An 18,571-nucleotide genomic window follows, 5' to 3' on the forward strand; every position below is an offset into this window, starting at 1 on the left:
TAAAAAATCCCGCCAGACGCTGACGCGCTGGCGGGATTTTTATTGGACCGTCGTTTTTTTGCCGATCAGGCAGCCGCGCGATGCGAACCGCCGTCGCGGAATTGCGTGAGCAACTTCGTCCACTTGATACGCGTGGCGGCGAGGTTTTGCTCCTTGACGTGCCCGTAGCCGCGAATCTCCTGCGGCAGCTCCGCCAACTGCACGGCCAGCGAGACGTTCTGCTCGTTCAGACGCGACACCAGTTCGCTCACCAGCGTTTCGTACTCGCCGATCAGCGCGCGTTCCGTGCGACGCTCGTGGGTCCGGCCGAAGATGTCGAACGCACCGCCGCGCAGCCCCTTGAACTTCGCCAGCACGCCGAACGCCTTCATCATCCACGCACCATAGGCCTTCTTGACCAGATGACCCTTGTCGTCGTGCTTGGCCAGCGACGGCGGCGCGAGATGGAAGCGCAGCGTGAAGTCGCCTTCGAACTGCTCGTTGATCTTCTTCATGAACGCCGGATCGGTGTACAGACGCGCGACTTCGTATTCATCCTTGTAGGCCATGAGCTTGTACAGCGCACGGGCGACGGCCTCGGTGAGCGGCAGTTGCGCACCTTCTTGCGTGAGCGGCGTTTCGGCGGCGCGAACGCGATCCACCGTCTGCTTGAAGCGCTCCGCGTAGGCGCGATCCTGATACGCCACGAGTTGGTCGTAACGCCGCTGGATCAGCATGTCGAGCGCGCGCGGTGTGTGCAGCGTAATCAGCTTGCCACCGGCGGCGGACGACTCCGGCGTCTCATTCTGCTGCGCGAGCTTGCGCACGCTTGCCAGATCGTGTGCCGCGCGACGGCCCCATTCGAAAGCCTGCTTGTTCTTCTCGATCGCCACACCGTTCAGTTCGATGGCGCGCATGAGCGCGGCATGCGAGAGCGGCACCCAGCCCTTCTGCCACGCATAACCCAGCACGAACGGGTTCGTGTAGATGGTGTCGCCGAGCAGGCGCAGCGAGAGATGGTTGGCGTCGACGAAGTCGACACTGTCGCCGGCCGCCGTGCGGATATCGTGCTCCGTGCTCGCACCGGGGAAGCGCCAGTTCGGGTTGTGAATGAACTCGGCCGTCGGCGTGTGGGCGCTGTTGACCACGATGTTCGTCACGCCATGCTGTACGCGTGAGAGCGTGTCGTCGCTTGCCGTCGTGATGGCGTCGCAACCGATCACCACACGCGCGTCGCCCATGGCGATGCGTGTCGCGTGAATGTCTTCCGGCTGCAACGCGATCTGCACGTGGCTCGTCACCGCGCCGCCCTTCTGCGCGAGACCGGTGACATCGAGCGTCGTGACGCCCTTGTTTTCCAGATGCGCCGCCATTCCGAGCAGGCCGCCGATGGTGACCACGCCCGTGCCGCCCACGCCCGTCACGAGAATGCCGTACGGGCGCGTGATGGCGGGCAACGCCGGTTCGGGCAGCGGCGCCAGACCGTTGCTGTCCACCTGCGCGGTCTTGGGCTTGCGCAGTTGGCCGCCTTCGACCGTCACGAAGCTCGGGCAGAAGCCGTTCAGGCAGGAGTAGTCCTTGTTGCAAGTCGACTGGTTGATCTGGCGCTTCGTGCCGAATTCCGTCTCCAGCGGCTCGACCGACAGACAGTTCGACTTCACGGAGCAATCGCCGCACCCTTCGCAGACCGCTTCATTGATGACCACACGCTTTGCCGGATCGGGATACGTGCCACGTTTGCGGCGGCGGCGCTTCTCGGTGGCGCACGTCTGGTCGTAGATCAGAATCGATGTGCCCTTGACCAGGCGCAGTTCTCGCTGCACGCGATCCAGCTCGCTGCGATGATAGACGGGGATGTCGCCCACGAGCTTCACGCCGTCGTACTTCTCGGGTTCGTCCGTCACGATGACGATCTTCGCCGCGCCTTCGGCATCCACCTGCGCCACGATCTGCGGCACGCTGAGCGTGCCGTCGACCGGCTGGCCACCCGTCATCGCGACCGCATCGTTGTACAGAATCTTGTAGGTGATGTTGACCTTCGACGAGATCGCCGCGCGAATCGCGAGCAGGCCAGAATGGAAGTACGTGCCGTCGCCGAGGTTGGCGAAGATGTGTTCGTCGCACGAGAACGGCGCCTGTCCGATCCAGGGCACGCCTTCGCCGCCCATCTGCGAGAAGGTGTCGGTCTTGCGGTCCATCCACACGGTCATGTAGTGACAGCCGATGCCGGCGATGGCGCGCGACCCTTCGGGCACATTGGTCGACGTGTTGTGCGGACAGCCCGAACAGAACCACGGTTTGCGTTCGGCCGCGACGCGCGGCTTGGCGAGCGCTTGTTCCTTCGCCTCGATCACACGCAGGCGGGCAGCGATGCGCTCGCGCACGTCGCTCGGCAACTCGAACTTTTCCAGGCGCGTGGCAATGGCCTTGGCAATCAGCGCGGGCGAGAGTTCGTAGTGAGCGGGCAGCAACCAGTTGGCCATCGGCACGGACCATTCGCCACCGGCACCGTCCTTTTCGTCGAACTTGCCATACACGCGCGGACGCACATCGTCGCGCCAGTTGTACAGTTCTTCCTTGATCGCGTATTCGAGGATCTGACGCTTCTCCTCGACCACCAGAATTTCCTGCAGACCCTGTGCGAACGCGCGCGCACCCTGCGCTTCGAGCGGCCACACACAACCCACTTTGTACAAACGAATGCCGATGCGCTGGCAAGTGGCTTCGTCCAGTCCCAGATCGGCGAGCGCCTGGCACACGTCGAGATACGCTTTGCCGCCGGTCATGATGCCGAAGCGCGCGTGGGGCGAATCGATCATCACGCGGTCGAGCTTGTTGGCGCGCACGTACGCGAGCCCGGCGTACCACTTGTAGTCGAGCAAACGCGCTTCCTGCACCAGCGGCGGATCGGGCCAGCGAATGTTCAGGCCGTCGGGCGGCATGATGAAGTCGTTCGGCAGACGGATGTCGACGTTGTGCGGATCGATCATCACCGACGCCGACGATTCGACCACATCCGTCACACACTTCATCGCGACCCACAGGCCGGAGTAGCGGCTCATCGCCCAGCCATGCAGACCGTAGTCGAGATACTCCTGAACGTTCGACGGATACAGCACGGGAATGCCGGCCGCCTTGAAGTCGTGTTCGGACTGATGCGCGAGGGTGGAGGATTTTGCGGCGTGGTCGTCGCCTGCGAGCACCAGCACGCCGCCATGCTTCGATGAGCCGGCCGAGTTGCCGTGCTTGAGCACGTCCATGGAGCGGTCAACGCCGGGGCCCTTGCCGTACCACATGGAGAACACGCCGTCGAACTTGGCCGGGTACAGGTTGACCTGCTGCGAGCCCCACACGGCAGTGGCGGCGAGGTCTTCGTTCAGGCCGGGCTGGAAGACGATGTGATGGCTGGCGAGGTGCTGTTTCGCTTTCCATAGCGACAGATCCAGACCGCCTAGCGGCGAGCCGCGATAGCCCGAAATGAAGCCCGCGGTGTTGAGCCCGGCGGCGGCATCGCGCGCCTGCTGCAACATCGGCAGGCGGACCAAAGCCTGGATGCCGCTCATGTAAGCGCGACCGCGCTCGAGCGTGTACTTGTCGTCGAGCGTGACCGATTCTAGTGCGGCCAGCAAGCTCGGATTGACGGGGGCGTTCATGGGGTGTGCTCCTCACTCTCACTGATTTTGGGATCGCCAAAACTTCCTGCCCCTCCCGCTCTCGTGAAGCAGGACGGCAGCGGTGAATACCGGCCTCTGAATATCGCTCATCAGGGGTGCTCACTTGCGTGACGTCACCCGCAGAGCGGGGCCGTTTATCGTAATACTGATGCCAGTCGGACTCATGTTAGCACCGGTGTCAGGGCGTTGCCTGACGGGTGCGGCGACGTTTCATGGGTTACCGGTCGGGGCAGTATAGCGAGCATTATGACGTTTACGTAAACGTCAGGTGGATGGCGTAAACCCTCGTCTGTGGTTTCCGCCATTGCCCCTCACATCACCGGCAGGTGCGGCATCAAGACGCAATGCTGCTTTCCGATTTCGCCTCAAAATGACGGCATTGTGTCGCGATTATGTCGGTAACCGTACGTTTGTCAGCGCCTTCTGACATGCGGGTAACAACGTGTAACGGTTCGGGGGCGGCGGGAACGGACGCGGCAGAATGGCCACTAATGCTTTACCCGACACGTTGGGTACGTACTTAGCGCACAGTCAGTGCGCGTAGCAATAAAGCGATACGCAAGAAGGAGTCACTGTGAATCAACGAAACATCGCCAAATTCCTGCTGGTTTCCGCTTCGTTTCTGACCCTGGAAGTGAGCGTCGCTCGCGCCGACGAAATGGCGCGCGACAAGACGGCCGAACCTACCCCGATTACGCAGCAGCGAACCACGCAACAGCCGCAGCGTTACGAAGGCCCGCTCGACCAGCGCACGATCGATCCGCGAGAATTCCAGCGCCGCTAATGCGGCCCGATCCATTCCGAGTGCGTTGCCGCTCCGGCAACACGCGCTAACCCGACAGGGCGCCACCTCACAAGGTTGGCGCCTTTTTCTTTGCCCGTTGGTTCTTCGGCGCTGCGCTGTAATTTGCCGTAATCGTCGTATTGGGGCGATGACTTCCCGGAAATCGTATCGATGCGCAATAATATTGCGCATACGTCTAAATAATGGGGAGAAAAATGTCAAAACTGGAACTGGACAAGATAGATCGCCGGATCCTCGCCTTGCTCCAAAGCAACGGGCGGCTATCCAATCTCGAAATCGCCGAGCAGGTCAGGCTATCCCCGAGTCCCTGCCTGCGGCGTATCCGGCGTCTGGAGGAAGCGGGCGTCATTCGCGGCTACGTTGCCCTGCTGGAGCCAACGCGTCTCGGCCTCGGCCTGCTGGCCTACGTCAACGTGCGGCTCGACAAGCGGCATCCCGGCGACGGGGAGGGCGGTTCGGTCATCGAACACTTCCGCAGCGTGGTCGAAACGTGGACGGAAGTCGTCGGCTGCTATGCGATGGCGGGCGACATGGACTATTTGCTGCGCGTGCACGTTCGCGACATGGCGCACTTCTCGCGGTTCATGCAGACGCAGTTGCTCGTGCATCCGAGCGTCGTTGATGTCAAAACCAGCTTTGTGCTCGATCAGCTCAAGGAGACGACGGCGCTCCCGCTACCGTAACCCGGCGAACGTTGTCATTTTGACGAGAACAAAAAAACCCGGCCACTCGACCGGGTTTCTTTTTTCGCCAGGCGGCTGACGCGTTGCTCAGGCAGCGCGCTGATTCGGCAAGAGGGCGCCAAACAGGCGGCGGGCGTTGCGAAGCTGGCGCTTGACCGCGTAGTCGAACGCCGCGACCTGATCCTGCATCATTTCCGAAAGCATCGACTGCGTGTCGGCTGGGGGCAGGCTCAGATACCCGTCGGCTTCGCCGTAAGCGAAGTTGATCTCCATGCCGGCCTTCTTCGCAATGCGCATCATGCGGGCGTTGCGCGAGAGGCAATGCATGTACAGCGTGTCGACGCGCTTGTTACGGCAATGGATGGCGGCGCGTTCAAACAGACGCGAGCCAATGCCGCGGCCACGGGCCGATTCGAGCACCGAGACGCCGAACTCTGCGACACGGCCGTTCTTGCCTTCCGGCAGTTGGGCGACGTGGGCAACGGCGACGAGCGCGAGATTGTCGTCGTAGACGCCAAAGACGCTGTCACGCGAGAAATCGAGGCTGACGACGTAGCGGGTGATCACATCGTCGGTGACGACCTGACCAAAGCGCAGCAGGCGGTCTTCTTCGCCGAGCGCCAGGAAGTGGCGCTGGAGCCGGTGGATGTCGCCGGACGTCAGCTCGCGAATCAGTACGCTCGACCGCTCGTTGGCGGCAACCGTCGCGCGGGCGACGTCGGGCGTGTGGTTCGGGGCAGTCATGGCGTAATCCTTGAGTATTCTTTAGTGCGTGTACTGAATTGTGCGACGCAAAAGAATTATACCCGATCGGGTAGGTAAAAACCCTAGGAAATAAATGCCGGTCGTGGAGGGAAATGTCTAAGTCGCTGAAGAATGGCGTCTTTTCTCGATCTGGCCTTCGACGGCGGGCGAGGGAAGGTTGCTGCGAGGCAACAAAAAAGGGCGATTCGTCGCCCTTTTATGTGAGTGATGACTTGCTTCGTCAGGTGCGGGAGGGGGTGGCGGCGGCCGGGATGGCGGCGTCGACACCGCCCGGCAGCGGGGCAGCGAGTCCGTGTTCGAGCACGGCGATGACCTCGTTGGCGAAATCCCGGTACCGCATGCGGCCACCGGGTTTGAGCCACGTGAAGGTCCAGTTGATCATGCCGAACAGCATCATCGTGAGCGCTGTCTGATTGTACTTGGCGACCCGGTCGGGGAACGCACGCGCGAGTTGGCGGGCGAATGCGGCCACCACGTCCCGCTGACGATTGAGCACGATCTCCCGCTGCTCGTCGTTGAGGAACTTCACGTCGTTGAGCAGCGCGATGTGACGCGTCTGCGACGTCTCGTACTCATCGAGAAACGCGCGGATCAGTTCGTGGAACGTGTCGCGCTCGGACAGTCCACGGCGTTGGCCCAGTGCCTCGACTTCGGTGACGATCAGCATCAGACGCTTGGTATAACGCTCGAGAAGATCGAACAGGATGGCGTCTTTGCTCGCGTAGTAGTGATACAGGCGAGCCTTCGACGTGCCGCACGCGGCGGCCAGCTCGGACATCGACGTGCTCGGATAGCTCGCGCGGGCGAAGGCCTCGGCCGCGACGTCAAGGATCTGTTCGCGCTGCGATTCGTGATCGGGCGCTTTGGTACGTGCCATAAACGGGGGTTACTCCAGTCGTAGATCGCACGCGGCGGGCGCAGTGGTGTCGCCGCGCAACGCGAGCCGGCCTGCCGCACCGAGTTCGCGGCAGCGCCACAACAGAAAACTGTCGGTCGCAAAAAAACCTTCGACGCGGGGCATCATCTCGCCGAGAAAGGCTGCCATCGGCGTCCAGCCAATGGGTGCCTGCGTCAGAATCTGATCGTCGATTTCGGCGAATGTCGCGCCTTCGAACGTGTTGTGCACCCAGCGGCGCACTTGCGTGTTGGCTTGCTTGAGTGCTCGCCATTCCAGCGACAGGCGGCCAATGCGCAACAGCGAGATCGGCGCGATGCGAGCGAATCGCTCGGCCAGCACTTCCGGCGAATACATACCGACGCTGGTGCGACGTTCCGCGACTGGCGATGCGCCGGGCGTTACCAGGTCGCTGCCGCGCAGCACGATCTCATTCAGACGAGCGGGCGTATTGCGCAACATGAATGCCACACGCCGCAATGTGAGTTGATCCGAGGCGCTGTCGCCATGCCAGCAAACCACCGCGTTCTCGCCTTCGGCTAGACGTTGCACCGATGCCAGTTCTTCGCGCAGCTCGCCTGCGTAATCGCGACCGGCAGACGGCAGCACGCGCTGCCAGAAAGCGGCCCGCTGCCGCTCGTTCTCGTCGATCTCGCGCAATGGCCCAATGGCCAGATCGTCACGCAGGACAAGCACGGGGTCGGCGCGAAGCGCTTGCGCCATCGCCGCGCGCAACTGCTGCGCCGCGATATCGCCACAAACGACATGGATGGTATTCATGCCCGGTAGTTTACGGTATTCCCGCACCCTCGGGTTGACGCTCCCGTAATGCCCGAAATAATCGACGCATTGGCGGGATTTCGCGCCAGTTCCGGCCGTGTTGGCGTGACGTTCGCACGGCATGGCAAACAGGCGTTCGACATGCCGTGGCCGCTGACGCCGCGGCGCCGGGCCGCCGCGTCAGCGCAGGATCAACGCTCGTCGTAGCTCACGACGACGCGCTCGGTGAGCGGGCGCGCCTGACACGTCAGCACGAAGCCCTGTTCGACCTCGTAGTCTTCCAGCGTGTAGTTCTTGTCCATCGCCACTTCGCCCTCGAGCACCTTCGCGCGGCACGTGCAGCACACGCCGCCCTTGCAGGCATACGGCAGCGACAGGCCGGCGGCCAGACCCGTATCCAGAATGCTCTGGCCTTCATACGGCTGACGCAGGCGGCGTTCCTTGCCGTCCATCACGACGACCAGTTCCGCCATCGGCGTATCGTCCGTGATGACGACCGGCTTCGCCGCGGCTGGCGACGAAGGTACGCCAAAGCGCTCGACGTGAATCTTTTCCTTGGCCACCCCGGCAGCCGCGAGGGCGGCTTCGGCCGCGTCCATCATCGGGGCCGGCCCGCAGATGAAGGCTTCGTCGATGCTCGACGCCGGAATGAGGGTCTCGAGGAAGGCCGAACACTTGTCCTGATCGAGCAGGCCGTTGAACAGCTCGACTTCCTGTGCTTCGTCCGAGAGCACGTGATACAGGCGCAGGCGGCCCAGATACGTGTTCTTCAGGTCTTCGAGCGCTTCGGCAAACATGATCGCCGGCACCGAACGGTTGCCGTAGACCAGCGTGAACTGGCTGTCCGGCTCGGCGGCCAGCGTCGTCTTGATGAGGGCGAGCATCGGCGTGATGCCCGAGCCGCCGGCGAAGCCGACGTAGTGCTTGGCGTTGTCTGCTGCCAGGCGCGTGAAGAAGCGGCCGTCCGGCGTCATCACGTCGATCTGCTGTCCCGGCTTCAACTGGTCGTTCGCGAAGTTCGAGAACTTGCCCCCCGGCACGCGCTTGATGCCCACGCGCAGCTCGCCCGTGGCTTCGTACTCGGGCACCCCGACGCAGATCGAATAGGAGCGACGCGCTTCCTCGCCGTCGATCTCGGTCTTGAGCGTAAGGAACTGGCCTTGCGTGAAGCGATAGGCGTCGCGCAACGCGTCCGGCACCGTAAAGGCGATGGAGATGGCGTCGGCGGTCTCGGGCCGGATTTCGCGGATGGTCAGCGAGTGGAATTGCGGGGTCGTCATCGTGGGCTTCCTTGCCGCCCGGGTGCAGGTGCCAACGGGCGGAGTGTCGGCATCGCTACGCGCGAAGCGGGATCAGTCGGGTCAATCAATAGGGCTTGAAGTAGTCGAACGGCTCGCGGCACGTGCGGCAACGGTAATGCGCTTTGCAGGCGGTCGAGCCGAAGGCCGATACGACTTCGGTGTCGGCCGAGCCGCAGTGCGGGCACGGCACGCCGTCCTTCGGCCGGCCGTAGAACGTGATCTTGCGTGGAGCCTCGGCAGCAACGGCATGCGCGCCCGTGGGCGGGGCAATGCCGTAGCCGCGCAGCTTCTCGCGGGCTTCGGGGCTGATCCAGTCCGTTGTCCACGCGGGCGCGAGCACGGTCTTGACGTGCCACGGGCCGAGGCCCGCGCGCGTCATGGCGGCTGCAATGTCTTCGGCGATCTGTTGCATCGCCGGGCAGCCCGAGTAGGTCGGCGTAATCACGATCTCGAATGCTGCGTCGCCGCGGTCGTTCGTGACAACTCGCACATCGCGCAGAATGCCGAGTTCCCGGATCGATACGACCGGAATCTCCGGATCGGGCACCGCTTCGAGCGTCTGCCATGCGAGCGGCAACGACGCCTCCGAGGCCGGCGTGAGCACGTCGGGCGCGACAGCGGGCGTGAGCGGGAGATTCATGGTCGGATCGGTGTCCAGGGCGGCAAACGCGTGCATCGTGGGGCTTACCAGGTCGCGCCGGGATGCTGGCGTGCCAGCCCCTGCATCTCGCCGAGCAGATAGCTCATGTGCTCGGAGTGATGACCGAACTTGCCCGTGCTTTCGAACGCACCGCCGACCGGCGCGGTGAGCGTGGCTTCGGCGAGCGCGTCGCTCACGGTGGCTTGCCACGCATCCTTGAGGTCGGCCATCGTGACGCCCGTACCGGCAGCAGCCACGGTGTCTTCGAGCGTGTCGCGCTTGAAGATCTCGTTCATGTACGGCACCAGATAGTCGAGCGCAGCTTGCGCGCGGCGGTGCGATTCCTCGGTGCCGTCGCCGAAGCGCACGAGCCAGTCGCGTGCATGGTGCAGGTGGTAATGCGCTTCCTTGACCGATTTGGCGGCAATCGCGGCGAGCTCGGTGTCGGCCGACTGTGCGAGGGCTTGCCATACTTCGACCATCAGGGCCGAGTAGAGGAAGTTGCGCACGATGGTCACGGCATAGTCGCGCTCTGCGGCGGTCGTGCCGGCCGTCGGGCCGTAATGGGGCAGCTCGACGAGCGTCCAGTTGCGGAATGCGAACTCATCGCGCCAGAAGGCGTAGTCGTCTTCCTGCTTGGTGATGCCGGTGAGATCGGTTTCCACCTTGGCGGCGTGTTGATAAAGCATGCGCGCCTGACCGATGAGATCGAGGCTCAGGTTGGTGAGCGCGATGTCTTCTTCCAGCACGGGGCCATGACCACACCACTCCGCATTGCGCTGACCGAGGATCAGGGCGTTGTCGGCGAGGCGCAGCAGATAGGACAGATGTTCCTGCGTCGGTTTCATGTTCTGGGGTCTCGCATGGGGCGCGCCGTTCGCATCGATTTGCGTGGGCGCGCCGCCGCTTACATGTGGTTCACTTCTTCCGGCAGCTGGTAGAAGGTCGGATGGCGGTAGATCTTGTCGGCGGCCGGGTCGAACAGCTCGGCCTTGTCTTCCGGTGCCGACGCCGTGATAGCGGCCGACGGCACGACCCAGATGCTCACGCCTTCCTGGCGGCGCGTGTAGACGTCGCGCGCCATGCGCAGCGCCATCTCGGCGTCGGCGGCGTGCAGGCTGCCGCTGTGCTTGTGCTCGAGGCCCATCTTGCTGCGCACGAACACTTCCCAGAGGGGCCATTCCTTGTTGCTTGCTTGCGTCATGATCGTTCCTGATGTCTTGTGAGGGGCTGGCCTGATGCGGCTCAGGCGGCCTGCTTTTCGGCGCGCTGGCGCTGCTTGGCGGCGTGCGCCAGGGCGGCGTCGCGCACCCAGGCGCCTTTCTCGTGGGCGGCCACACGCGTGCCGAGACGTTCCTTGTTGCACGGGCCTTCGCCGCCGACCACGCGCCAGAATTCGCTCCAGTCGATCTCGCCGTAGTCGTGTGCCTTTCGCGCTTCGTTCCACTTCAGGTCCGGATCGGGGAAGGTCACGCCGAGCACCTTGGCCTGTTCGACGGCGGCGTCGACGAACTTCTGGCGCAGATCGTCGTTCGAGATGCGCTTGATGCCCCACTTCATGGTTTGCGTGCTGTGGATCGAGTCTTTGTCGCTCGGACCGAACATCATCAGCACCGGCCACCACCAGCGGTTCACCGCTTCCTGCACCATGTCGCGCTGGGCTTGCGTGCCGCTCATCATCGCGAGCAGGGCATCGAAGCCCTGACGCTGGTGGAACGACTCTTCCTTGCAAACGCGAATCATGGCGCGCGCGTACGGACCATACGAGCAACGGCACAAGGGCACCTGGTTCATGATGGCCGCGCCATCGACGAGCCAGCCGATCACGCCGACATCGGCCCACGTGAGCGTCGGGTAGTTGAAGATGCTGGAATACTTGGCTTTGCCGGAGTGCAGCGCGTCGAGCATCTGATCGCGCGACGTTCCAAGCGTTTCGGCGGCGGAATACAGGTAGAGGCCGTGACCGGCTTCGTCCTGCACCTTGGCGAGCAGAATCGCTTTGCGCTTGAGGCTGGGCGCGCGCGAGATCCAGTTGCCTTCCGGCAGCATGCCGACGACTTCCGAGTGCGCGTGCTGCGAGATCTGGCGCACGAGCGTCTTGCGGTACTCGGCGGGCATGTAGTCTTGCGGCTCGATCTTATGATCGGCAGCGACGCGCGCGTCGAAGCGAGCTTGCTGCTGCTGCTCCGCCTCGCTCAGGGCGCGCACGCCCTTGGGGCTGTTGCCGGCCAGATCGATGGCTTGCGTATACATAGAGGGAGGCCTCCGCGGCATGTGGGAATATGGGATGCATTATAAACCGACCGGCCGGTCGGTCAATAAATGTTTTCCATGATATGGCGGAGGTGATTGCGACCCCACGCGCTTCCCGCGCACTTCCCGCACACTTCCCACGCCGTTGTCGCATACGCGCCACGCGTAGCGATGGCGGTGTGACCGGTGTGCCGACCCCAGAAACTTGTTTGCTATACTGCGAACGATTCTCATTTGCAAAACGGGTGACTGGACCTTTGGGGCCACACCTGGCCCGGGGACAGGAGGGGCGAATGCCCGCCGACGACACGCTGCCGCGCGACACTACGCTGCAGGGACTCTATACCGACCATCACGGCTGGCTGCATGGATGGCTGCATCGCAAGACCGGCTGCTCGCACCGCGCGGCCGATCTTGCACACGACACGTTCGTGCGTCTGCTCGAGCGCGATCCGCCGCGCGTGCTGGCGTCGCCGCGCGCTTTCCTGACGACCGTCGCGCAGCGCGTGCTCTATAACGACTGGCGCCGCGAACAGATCGAGCGTGCCTATCTCGACGCCCTTGCGCAACAGCCGGAGGCGCTCGTGCCGTCACCCGAAGAGCGCGCCATCGTACTCGAGACGCTGCTCGAGATCGACCGCTGCCTCGACGGTCTGCCCACCTTGGTTAAACGCGCCTTCCTGCTCGCGCAGTTCGACGGGCTCACGCACCTCCAGATCGCTGCCGCCCTCGGCATTTCGCTCGCGACGGTGAAGCGTCATTTGGTGCGCGCCGGCACGCAGTGCTTCTTTGCGATGGGCGCCGCATGACGCACGCTGGCGAGCCGCTTTCGCCCGTCGGCGGTTTCGACGCGCGTATCGCGCAGCAGGCTGTCGAATGGTGGGTGACGCTGACAAGCGGCGACGCCACCGAGACGCTGCGCGAGGCATGTGTTCGCTGGCGCGAGGCGCATCCCGAGCATGAGCGCGCGTGGCGGCACATCGAAAAGGCCGACCAACGCATGCGTGGCGTGTCTGGCACGCTCGGTGCGGCTGTTGCACAGGCGGCGCTGCGGGCACCGCGCTCGCATGGGCGTCGAATGGCGGTGAAGGCCATCGCCGCAGCGCTGTTCGTGGGCACCGGCGCCTGGGTGGCGACCGACCCGCTGGCCGTTCAATGGCTGCGCGCCGACGTGCGCACCGGTGTGGGGGAGCGCCGCACGCTGCACCTGACAGATGGCACCACGCTTGTCCTCAATACGCGCAGCGCCGTAAGACTGTCGATGGACGGGGATAGGCGGCGCATCACGCTCATCGAAGGCGAAATCATGGTGACGACCGGCACGGACACCGCCTATGTCCCGCCAAGACCGTTGCTCGTGGTCACGGCGCAGGCGACGCTACAGCCGCTGGGCACGCGCTTCGGGGTGCGCCGGGCTGGGCAGGGAGCCGACGGCGGATCGGTGCAGGTATTTAAAGGCGCGGTGCGCGTGATACCCAAAGCCGCTGGCCTCGATGCGGCCAGCGCGCAGATCGTGCGCGCGGGGGAACAGGCGCAGTTCACGTCAAGGGATGTAACGCCCGTGACGCCGCTCGCGCATGGCGATGGCGCCTGGGCTGACGGCATGCTCGTCGCTGTCGGCATGCGTCTCGACGGGTTCCTTGCCGAGTTGTCGCGCTATCGGCGTGGTTATGTGCGCTGCGACCCGGCCGTGGCGGCTTTGCGGGTGTCCGGCACGTATCCGCTGGGCGATACGGACGCCATTCTCGCCGTGTTGCCGCACGCATTGCCCGTATCGGTGGCGTCGGTCACGCGGTACTGGGTGACGATCGGGCCGCGTGGCTGAAGCGTCTTCTCAATCTTTTCAATTTTTTGTCCGGTCAGTGAGCTGTTTCGTCGGTCTCGCGTGACAAGGGAAGTGAAACCTTCTCTCCATTGCCTGAACGAGATCTCACACCATGGCCGTCGCTTTACCCGATTTCCCGCGCGCTGCTTGCCGTCCTGGGTTGCGTGCTTCCTCCGGTTTGCATCGTCGCAGTGTCTGCGTTGCGGCGGCGGTGACGTTTGCCTCGGCGCTATGCGCCAACCCGGCACGCGCGCAGACGGCGGGCCAGCAGGATGCGTCAGCCAAAGTCGCCGCCAGTGCCGCCGCGCGCACCTATGACATTCCGGCGGGCGCGCTCGACACCGTGCTGACGCGCTTCGGGCGCGAAGCCGGCATTCTCCTGACGTACGCACCTGCGCTCACGGCCGGTCGCCAAAGTTCCGGCGTACAAGGCCGTTTCGACGTGCCGGGCGCCTTCGGCCAGTTGCTGGCCGGCACGGGCCTGAGCGCGTCGCCTCAGGCGGGCGGTTACACGCTGGTGCCGCTGGGCGCGCCGGTTGCCGCCGCACTCACTACGGCGGGTGGTGCGGGCGATGTGGCATTGCCGGTCACGCAGGTTCAGGCACAGGCCTGGTCCGATGCGTACCGCTTGCCGGTAGACGCCAACGTCTCGCGGTCCGACGCGCCTCTTCTTGATATTGCGCAGGTCATCAATGTCGTGCCGCGTCAGGTGCTGGCCGATCAGCGCGCCCGCACGCTCGATGACGCGCTGATCAATGTGAGTGGCATCGTGCAGGGCAATACGCTGGCGGGCACGCAGGATACGCTGCTCAAACGCGGCTTCGGCGGCAACCGCGACGGTTCGATCATGCACAACGGCATGCCGCTCGTGCAGGGGCGAGGGCTCAACGCGAACGCCGATTCCGTCGAAGTGCTCAAGGGGCCGACGTCGCTGCTCTACGGGATCATGGACCCGGGCGGCGTGATCAACGTAGTGAGTAAGCGTCCGCTGCTCAAGCGCTATACGGCCTTGAGCGTGGCGGGTACGACCTACGGACACGGCAAGAACGGTGCGCAAGAAACGTTCGACACGACGGGGCCGATTGGCGATAGTGGTTTGGCGTACCGGCTGGTCGTCGACCAGAACAATCAGCAGTACTGGCGTAACTTCGGCTCGCAGCGTGAGACGTTGGTCGCACCGACGCTCGCCTACTACGGTCGCGACACGCAGGTGATACTGTCGTACGAGTACCGCAATTTCCTCACGCCATTCGATCGCGGTACCGTCATCGATCCGACGACGAACAAGCCGCTCGCTGTCCCGGCGCGCGAACGGCTGGACGACGTACACAACGAGATGACGGGGCAGTCGCATCTGGCGCAGATCACGGTCGATCATCAATTCAATTCCGACTGGAAGGCGCATTTCGGCTACAGCTACAACACCGAGACTTACGATGCCGGACAACTGCGCGTGAACGGCATCAATACGAAGACCGGGGTCATTTCACGAAGCAACGACGGCACGCGCGGCTCGGACAGCACGGACAGCTACGGCATCGCCTATCTCGACGGCAAGGTGCATCTGGCCGGCATGCGCCACGATCTGCAATTCGGCGGTGACTGGGAGTATCGGCGCATCTATCGTCGAGATCTGATTCGTCAGACGGCAAAGTGTACGTTCAGCTACCTGAATCCGGTCTACGGGTGCGAGGTGATCCCGACGACCGTGTCGGCCAGTGACAGCGATCAGACCGATACGCTGCACGATGCGTCGCTCTTCTTTCAGGACGCCATTCACGTAAGCGATCGCTGGATCGTCGTGGGCGGCTTGCGTCTGCTGACATACAGCCAGTTGGCGGGTAAGGGGCGTCCGTTCCAGGTCAACACGAACCTCAGCGACTCGAAGTGGCTGCCTCGCGCAGGGCTCATCTACAAGGCGACGGACACGCTGTCGTTGTATGGGAGCTATTCGGAGTCGCTCAAGCCCACGTCGACCATCGCGCCGCTGTCGTCCGGCGTGGTGATCGATTCGAATGTCGCACCGGAGCATGCCAGGTCGTATGAAGTCGGGGCGAAGCTCGATATACCCAACGGGTTGAGCGGTACGCTGGCCGTCTTCAACATCGACAAGCGCAATGTGCTGGTGTCGCAGTTCAACGACGCCACCAAGGCCATCGACTGGCGCACCTCTGGCGCGGCGCGCTCGCGTGGCGTCGAGCTGGATGTCTCGGGCCGTATCGGACAGCGCTGGAACGTGATCGCCAGCTACGCGTTCATCGACGCGAAGACCACGGACGATCCGCTTTACACCGGAAATACGCTGGCGAACGTGGCGCGTCATACGGCATCGCTGGCGGGCGTGTATGACTGGGGCCCGGTGCTGGGCGACGGCAGTGGTAACTTGCGCCTTGGCGCGCTCGGGCGCTACATCGGCTCGCGTCCGGGAGACTCGGCCAACAGCTTCACGCTGCCGGCGTACTTTGTCGCCGATGTGTTCGCCACGTACGACACGAAGATCGGCCGTTACCCGGTGCACTATCAGTTGAACGTCAAGAACGTCTTCAATAAGACCTATTACCCATCGAGCGCGAGTCAGTATTTCGTCGCGGTTGGCGACGCGCGCTCGGCCACGCTGTCGGCAACGTTCGCGTTCTGATCGACGCTTGTCCTTGCTGGGACGGCGGAGGTTGCGGTGCGGTGTTGAAAAGCCGCCGCGCCGCCGGTTTTCATTTTGGACGAGGTATGCGGGGCGGCGCTCGGCTCAGAGCAGATCGTCGCTCGGCAGCAGCGTGAAGGCGCCTGCTGCCGCGTTACGCCAGAAGGACGCGTAGGGTTCGACGTCGAACGTACGCGGCTGGCCGTTTTCCTCCCCGACCCAACGCAGCGCGGGCATGGTCGGCGGTGTGGGCGTTGGCGGCGCGGTGCCGGGGGGCACCAGTTCGACGCGGAAGCTCACGCGGGGTAACGTCGCCCGGTCGAAGATTCCGGCCATGCGTTCGGCAAATTCAGGGCTGTGGATCACGATCGCCAACTCGGTGTTCAGGCGAACCGAGCGAGGGTCCAGATTGAACGAGCCGAGAATGACGTCGCGACGGTCGATCACGTACACCTTGCCATGCAGGCTCGCGCGCGATGAACCGCCGAACGTGATGCGCCGTGACGAGGGTTCGCCGGTGTTGGCGCGGATCGGTTTGAATTCGTAAAGCTCGACGCCCGCTTGCAGCAGTGCCGGACGATAGCGTGCATAGCCGGCGTGGACGGCCACGACGTCGGTCGCCGCGAGCGAATTCGTCAGCACGCGCACCTTGACACCTCGCTGCGTCAGCGACGAGAGGAATCGGACGCCTCCATCCAACGGCACGAAGTACGGCGAGATGATCAGGACCTCGCGCTGTGCTTTTCCGGCTAGCTGCCGCAATCGGGTTCCGGGCGCGCTTCGGGTTTGCGCCGAGGGGGTGTCCAGTTTGTCGGGCGTGTCAGCAGCCAGCTCGGCGGGGGCCCAGAAGAGCGGCAGCTTGCCGTTGCGCAAACTGTCGGCGAGCGGCGGCTGGTGAAGTGCCTCATGGCTGGCGGGCACGCTGTCGGCGTCGCGCCAGTGACGCGCCAACGCTTCGCGTGTGTCGTCCAGCGTCGCCGTGTCGATCTCCGACTGCACCTGTTTGAGCGGATAGGACTGCGGACTCGTCCAGAAATGGTCGAAGCTGCGGGAAACGGCGTCGACGACAGGCCCGGCGCACAGCAGATCAAAATCACGGAAGGAGATATCCGGATTGGCATCGAAATACTCGTCTCCCAGATTGCGCCCGCCAACGATGGCCAACTGGTTGTCGGCGACCAGTGCCTTGTTGTGCATGCGGCGGTTGAGCTGGTTGAACTGGGTGAGCAGATTGCCTGCGCGTTCGAAAAGGGTGGTGTCGAGCGTGCCGAACGGATTGAAGACACGGATCTCAATGTTCGGGGTCTGATCGAGGACCGCGAAGGTGGGGTCGACATGGCGGCGATTGATATCGTCGACCAGCATGCGAACGCGCACGCCTCGGGCTGCGGCATCGAGCAGCGACTGGAGCAGCAGGCGCCCGGTGATGTCCTCCCCCGCGCTGTAGTACTGCACGTCGAGACTATGTTGAGCGGATTGAACGAGCGCGAGGCGCGAGGTGAAGGCGTCGGACCCTGTTGTCAGTAGTTGGAAGCCGGATTGCCCGGGATGGGCAAGGACTGCGGGGCCCAGAGCACTGGCGAGCGCACTGGGCTCGGCGGCCGAAGTGTGGGATGTCCACAGGGATGGCGCCGGGGGCGGCCGCACCGAACTGCAGGCGACGACGAGCGCGAGCGGGAGAAGTGTGACCGGTCGCCAAAAGACGCAACGCGAGAGCAACCGGAAGACGCGCGAAAGGAACATCTCGAACGCTCTATATATAGAGATAGGAGGGCGGAGACATCGACGCCGCCTTTCCATATGGGCAAGCTCTCGGGAAGCATATGCGATTTCATTGGTTGCGTCGCTCGGGGATGCCCGGATACAGTGGGCTCGTCTCCTCCATGTGTCCTGTCCCATGGATCTTGGCCCGCCCACGACGCGGGCCTTTTTTTGCCCCTTTTCAAAATATTTTCACAAAGGGCTTGCCATGGTTCGGGGTTTTCACTAATATCTCGTCTCTCGCAACGACAGCGACGCAGCGAAAGCGGCGAAGCGGTTGAGGCGACGGGCTGGAAAGCCCGGTGGTTAGTGGTTTTGGAGCTTGTGAGTTGCTACGGCAGCGAACGAAGAAAGCGAAAAAAACTGTTGACGACGACGAGAAGCTGCGACATAATCTCACTTCTCTGCTGCTGATGCAGCGACGCAAAAAACGAAGCGACGGCGCGGTAAGTGTGCGACGAAGCGAAGTCAGATGCGATTGATCTTTAAAAATTGAACAACCGATAAGTGTGGGCACTCGATGAATAGTGCGTCTGCTTCGGCAGATAAGCTTTAAATTTATTGAGGCTCAC

Annotated in this window: 15 protein-coding genes; 5 read left to right on the top strand and 10 right to left on the bottom strand. The window is 63.4% G+C overall.

The window, feature by feature from the left end:
• Positions 1 to 65 precede the first annotated feature (65 nt).
• The gene (locus PBR20603_RS15140; protein ID WP_150560329.1) at positions 66 to 3,632 is read right to left on the bottom strand and encodes an indolepyruvate ferredoxin oxidoreductase family protein; all 3,567 of its coding nucleotides are present in this window, start codon (positions 3,630 to 3,632) and stop codon (positions 66 to 68) included.
• A 595-nt stretch (positions 3,633 to 4,227) separates the two neighbouring features.
• Here PBR20603_RS15140 and PBR20603_RS15145 point away from each other — a divergent pair.
• Positions 4,228 to 4,437 (top strand): hypothetical protein, encoded by a 210-nt coding sequence (locus tag PBR20603_RS15145; protein ID WP_150560330.1) that lies wholly within the window; start codon positions 4,228 to 4,230, stop codon positions 4,435 to 4,437.
• Between the two features lie 215 nt (positions 4,438 to 4,652).
• Positions 4,653 to 5,141: an Lrp/AsnC family transcriptional regulator gene (locus PBR20603_RS15150; protein WP_150560331.1), complete on the top strand. Its 489-nt coding sequence runs from the start codon at positions 4,653 to 4,655 to the stop codon at positions 5,139 to 5,141.
• 87 nt (positions 5,142 to 5,228) lie between these two features.
• On the opposite strand, the gene PBR20603_RS15155 is transcribed toward PBR20603_RS15150, so the two are convergent.
• From PBR20603_RS15155 to paaA, 8 genes are all read right to left on the bottom strand, one after another.
• Positions 5,229 to 5,885 (bottom strand): GNAT family N-acetyltransferase, encoded by a 657-nt coding sequence (locus PBR20603_RS15155; protein WP_150560332.1) that lies wholly within the window; start codon positions 5,883 to 5,885, stop codon positions 5,229 to 5,231.
• A 241-nt stretch (positions 5,886 to 6,126) separates the two neighbouring features.
• Complete coding sequence (locus PBR20603_RS15160) at positions 6,127 to 6,783, bottom strand: TetR/AcrR family transcriptional regulator (RefSeq protein ID WP_150560333.1); 657 nt, start codon at positions 6,781 to 6,783, stop codon at positions 6,127 to 6,129.
• Between the two features lie 9 nt (positions 6,784 to 6,792).
• A complete protein-coding gene (locus tag PBR20603_RS15165; RefSeq protein ID WP_150560334.1) occupies positions 6,793 to 7,581 on the bottom strand; it encodes a DUF1835 domain-containing protein in 789 nt (262 codons plus the stop codon).
• Between the two features lie 191 nt (positions 7,582 to 7,772).
• Positions 7,773 to 8,861 (bottom strand): 1,2-phenylacetyl-CoA epoxidase subunit PaaE, encoded by a 1,089-nt coding sequence (gene paaE / locus PBR20603_RS15170; RefSeq protein WP_150560335.1) that lies wholly within the window; start codon positions 8,859 to 8,861, stop codon positions 7,773 to 7,775.
• An 85-nt stretch (positions 8,862 to 8,946) separates the two neighbouring features.
• The gene (gene paaD, locus PBR20603_RS15175; RefSeq protein WP_174977927.1) at positions 8,947 to 9,522 is read right to left on the bottom strand and encodes a 1,2-phenylacetyl-CoA epoxidase subunit PaaD; all 576 of its coding nucleotides are present in this window, start codon (positions 9,520 to 9,522) and stop codon (positions 8,947 to 8,949) included.
• 44 nt (positions 9,523 to 9,566) lie between these two features.
• Complete coding sequence (gene paaC / locus PBR20603_RS15180) at positions 9,567 to 10,370, bottom strand: 1,2-phenylacetyl-CoA epoxidase subunit PaaC (protein ID WP_150560337.1); 804 nt, start codon at positions 10,368 to 10,370, stop codon at positions 9,567 to 9,569.
• A 59-nt stretch (positions 10,371 to 10,429) separates the two neighbouring features.
• Positions 10,430 to 10,726, bottom strand: coding sequence for a 1,2-phenylacetyl-CoA epoxidase subunit PaaB (gene paaB / locus PBR20603_RS15185; RefSeq protein ID WP_039406438.1), 297 nt, complete (start codon positions 10,724 to 10,726; stop codon positions 10,430 to 10,432).
• A 41-nt stretch (positions 10,727 to 10,767) separates the two neighbouring features.
• The gene (gene paaA / locus PBR20603_RS15190; protein WP_150560338.1) at positions 10,768 to 11,775 is read right to left on the bottom strand and encodes a 1,2-phenylacetyl-CoA epoxidase subunit PaaA; all 1,008 of its coding nucleotides are present in this window, start codon (positions 11,773 to 11,775) and stop codon (positions 10,768 to 10,770) included.
• A gap of 293 nt (positions 11,776 to 12,068) precedes the next feature.
• On the opposite strand from paaA, the gene PBR20603_RS15195 reads away from it, so the two are divergent.
• From PBR20603_RS15195 to PBR20603_RS15205, 3 genes are all read left to right on the top strand, one after another.
• Complete coding sequence (locus tag PBR20603_RS15195; RefSeq protein ID WP_150560339.1) at positions 12,069 to 12,584, top strand: sigma-70 family RNA polymerase sigma factor; 516 nt, start codon at positions 12,069 to 12,071, stop codon at positions 12,582 to 12,584.
• Entirely contained in the window at positions 12,581 to 13,600 is a 1,020-nt protein-coding gene (locus tag PBR20603_RS15200) for a FecR domain-containing protein (protein ID WP_150560340.1), read from the top strand. Before PBR20603_RS15195 ends, PBR20603_RS15200 begins: the two co-directional genes overlap by 4 nt.
• A gap of 112 nt (positions 13,601 to 13,712) precedes the next feature.
• Positions 13,713 to 16,238 (top strand): TonB-dependent siderophore receptor, encoded by a 2,526-nt coding sequence (locus PBR20603_RS15205; RefSeq protein WP_150560341.1) that lies wholly within the window; start codon positions 13,713 to 13,715, stop codon positions 16,236 to 16,238.
• A 105-nt stretch (positions 16,239 to 16,343) separates the two neighbouring features.
• On the opposite strand, the gene PBR20603_RS15210 is transcribed toward PBR20603_RS15205, so the two are convergent.
• Entirely contained in the window at positions 16,344 to 17,981 is a 1,638-nt protein-coding gene (locus PBR20603_RS15210; RefSeq protein ID WP_150560342.1) for a phospholipase D family protein, read from the bottom strand.
• Positions 17,982 to 18,571: the final 590 nt, after the last annotated feature.

The organism is Pandoraea bronchicola (genome assembly GCF_902459805.1).
In the GTDB taxonomy this organism is placed as follows: domain Bacteria; phylum Pseudomonadota; class Gammaproteobacteria; order Burkholderiales; family Burkholderiaceae; genus Pandoraea; species Pandoraea bronchicola.

Coding starts and splice junctions, on each gene's coding strand:
- PBR20603_RS15140 (WP_150560329.1), bottom strand. CDS start 3,632: ATGAACGCCCCCGTCAATCCGAGCTTGCTGGCCGCACTAGAATCGGTC.
- PBR20603_RS15150 (WP_150560331.1), top strand. CDS start 4,653: ATGTCAAAACTGGAACTGGACAAGATAGATCGCCGGATCCTCGCCTTG.
- PBR20603_RS15155 (WP_150560332.1), bottom strand. CDS start 5,885: ATGACTGCCCCGAACCACACGCCCGACGTCGCCCGCGCGACGGTTGCC.
- PBR20603_RS15160 (WP_150560333.1), bottom strand. CDS start 6,783: ATGGCACGTACCAAAGCGCCCGATCACGAATCGCAGCGCGAACAGATC.
- PBR20603_RS15165 (WP_150560334.1), bottom strand. CDS start 7,581: ATGAATACCATCCATGTCGTTTGTGGCGATATCGCGGCGCAGCAGTTG.
- paaE (WP_150560335.1), bottom strand. CDS start 8,861: ATGACGACCCCGCAATTCCACTCGCTGACCATCCGCGAAATCCGGCCC.
- paaD (WP_174977927.1), bottom strand. CDS start 9,522: ATGAATCTCCCGCTCACGCCCGCTGTCGCGCCCGACGTGCTCACGCCG.
- paaC (WP_150560337.1), bottom strand. CDS start 10,370: ATGAAACCGACGCAGGAACATCTGTCCTATCTGCTGCGCCTCGCCGAC.
- paaB (WP_039406438.1), bottom strand. CDS start 10,726: ATGACGCAAGCAAGCAACAAGGAATGGCCCCTCTGGGAAGTGTTCGTG.
- paaA (WP_150560338.1), bottom strand. CDS start 11,775: ATGTATACGCAAGCCATCGATCTGGCCGGCAACAGCCCCAAGGGCGTG.
- PBR20603_RS15195 (WP_150560339.1), top strand. CDS start 12,069: ATGCCCGCCGACGACACGCTGCCGCGCGACACTACGCTGCAGGGACTC.
- PBR20603_RS15200 (WP_150560340.1), top strand. CDS start 12,581: ATGACGCACGCTGGCGAGCCGCTTTCGCCCGTCGGCGGTTTCGACGCG.
- PBR20603_RS15205 (WP_150560341.1), top strand. CDS start 13,713: ATGGCCGTCGCTTTACCCGATTTCCCGCGCGCTGCTTGCCGTCCTGGG.
- PBR20603_RS15210 (WP_150560342.1), bottom strand. CDS start 17,981: ATGTTCCTTTCGCGCGTCTTCCGGTTGCTCTCGCGTTGCGTCTTTTGG.